Source organism: Streptomyces sp. AC602_WCS936 (assembly GCF_019049125.1).
Taxonomy (GTDB): domain Bacteria; phylum Actinomycetota; class Actinomycetes; order Streptomycetales; family Streptomycetaceae; genus Streptomyces.
This window is the reverse complement of sequence record NZ_JAGMUF010000076.1, coordinates 1-1,743: the sequence shown is the minus strand read 5'-3', so window position 1 is coordinate 1,743 and position 1,743 is coordinate 1. Positions and strand designations below refer to the sequence as shown.

General features: G+C 64.8%; 2 protein-coding genes and 1 pseudogene. All 3 read left to right on the top strand.

Going from position 1 to position 1,743, the window contains the following annotated elements:
- Nucleotides 1–94: 94 nt before the first annotated feature.
- Nucleotides 95–481: pseudogene (locus KUM03_RS24750) on the top strand (transposase); the annotation flags it as partial.
- Between the two features lie 27 nt (nucleotides 482–508).
- Complete coding sequence (locus tag KUM03_RS24745) at nucleotides 509–976, top strand: hypothetical protein (protein ID WP_217251508.1); 468 nt, start codon at nucleotides 509–511, stop codon at nucleotides 974–976.
- 248 nt (nucleotides 977–1,224) lie between these two features.
- Complete coding sequence (locus KUM03_RS24740; RefSeq protein WP_217251507.1) at nucleotides 1,225–1,650, top strand: hypothetical protein; 426 nt, start codon at nucleotides 1,225–1,227, stop codon at nucleotides 1,648–1,650.
- The last annotated feature ends 93 nt before the right edge of the window (nucleotides 1,651–1,743 follow it).

Here is a 1,743-nt window from a genome sequence, read left to right as displayed (position 1 = left end):
CTGAGGTGCTGGACCGGTGCCTGCACCACCTGCGGACGCCCCCTGCCCGCCCGACGAAGCCGCCACAGACAGCGACGAACCTAACGAAGCACTACTAGGAATCTCCGCGGCCAACCTGCACGATAGTCAAGGTCTGATGCCGCTGGTACGAGGTATACCGCCGATCCGGTCTCGCCGGGGCCCGCGTCGCAGACGACCTGGGAAACTCCATGGCGACAAGGGCTACGACAACGACCATCTGCGCCGATGGCTCCGCAGCCGCGGCATACGCCACCGCATCGCCCGTAAAGGCGTCGAATCCTCACAACGGCTCGGTCGCCACCGATGGGTGGTGGAGCGAACAGTGTCCTGGCTGGCGGGCTGCCGCCGTCTCCACCGCCGCTACGAGCGCAAGCCTGAGCACTTCCTGGCCTTCGTGGGCATCGCTGCCCTCCTCATCGGCCATCGGCGCCTCCACGGATCCGCTAACTCACTGGTCTGAGGCATTCTCCTCGGTCAGGATTCGGCCATGGACCAGCCCGCCACCATCGCCTGGAAGTACGCGGCCAGCCTCATCCGCGTAGAAAACCTGCCCATGGTGGCGGCCCACCTACTGGCTGCCGGCCACGACTCTCCTTCACTGCGTGACCTGGCCGGCCGTTCCCGGCATGAGCACCCAGCAGAGATCCGCCAGCTCTTCGGGCACACCATGGAAAAGCTGGGGATCCAGATCCCGGACGACGAGACCGCTGAACGTTGCCTCCTGCATCACATGGCGACACAGTTGTCCACCGGTGCCACGTCACCGAAGGAGGCCGCAGCTCGAGTCTGGCAGGGGATCGAGGCGGTGACAGATCCTGAGCGGAAGCTCGTGGCGGCCGTGGGCCTGGAGTACCACCTCGACTACATGTCACCCGAAGAGGTCCGGGCCTGGGGGAACGCTGTACGCCTCGCCGCAAAGACTCTGTCTGGAACAGCCTTCCCGCATACGCAGTGACCCCAGCGAAGGGCAATCCACCACTCCCTGGCAGCCAGCCCTCACTCGCCCCATAAGAAATGGCGTCTTATGTCCGTCACGCCCCACCCTTGATCAACAACTTCGCGATGCACCGCTCAATGCGATGCGGAGCGGGGGCGGCGGCGCACACCGAGCAAAGTTGAACCTGTTCAAATTTCGTGACACCGTGAGTGCTTGCTGATCTGGCGCGCGCGTCGACGAGGGTGTGACGTACGCAAGGGGGAGTCATGCGTGATGAACGAGGGCGAGTCGCTGCGGTGGGGTTGCGTGGGGTGGTCTCGGTGGTCGCGGTCGTGGTCGCGGTGTCGGTGTTCGCTACGGGGTGCATGTGGCAGCAGCAGAGACTGGCTCGGGCCGACATCCCAGGCACCTGGACCGGGGGCGAGGCCGGGACCCTGCGCTTCAAGGACGATGGCACCGTAGTCGTAACCGGCCTTGCCGAGTACAACCGCGACGGCGACAAGGTGTCCGAGTGCAGCGGCGTCGGCGAGTGGGGCTTGTATCCCGACGACAAGGCAGCGAAGCAGTTGTCGATCAGCGTCTGCGATGGCAACCCGTGGGAATTCGGCGGCTCGAAGGCGCTGCCGAAGATGCGGCGCAGCGTGGGCAATCCTGATCATGGAAACTTCCAGACCCTCAGCCGCGAGGAGTAAGAGGTCCTAACAAAGGCGTTGGACGTGGCGGTGGGTGATCAGGCAGATGGCGAGGCTGAGGAAGGCTTCGTGGATGTCGTCGCGTCGTTCCCA

Excerpts from the sequence above, each read along its gene's own strand:
- KUM03_RS24745 (WP_217251508.1), top strand. The coding sequence starts at position 509 with ATGGACCAGCCCGCCACCATCGCCTGGAAGTACGCGGCCAGCCTCATC.
- KUM03_RS24740 (WP_217251507.1), top strand. The coding sequence starts at position 1,225 with ATGCGTGATGAACGAGGGCGAGTCGCTGCGGTGGGGTTGCGTGGGGTG.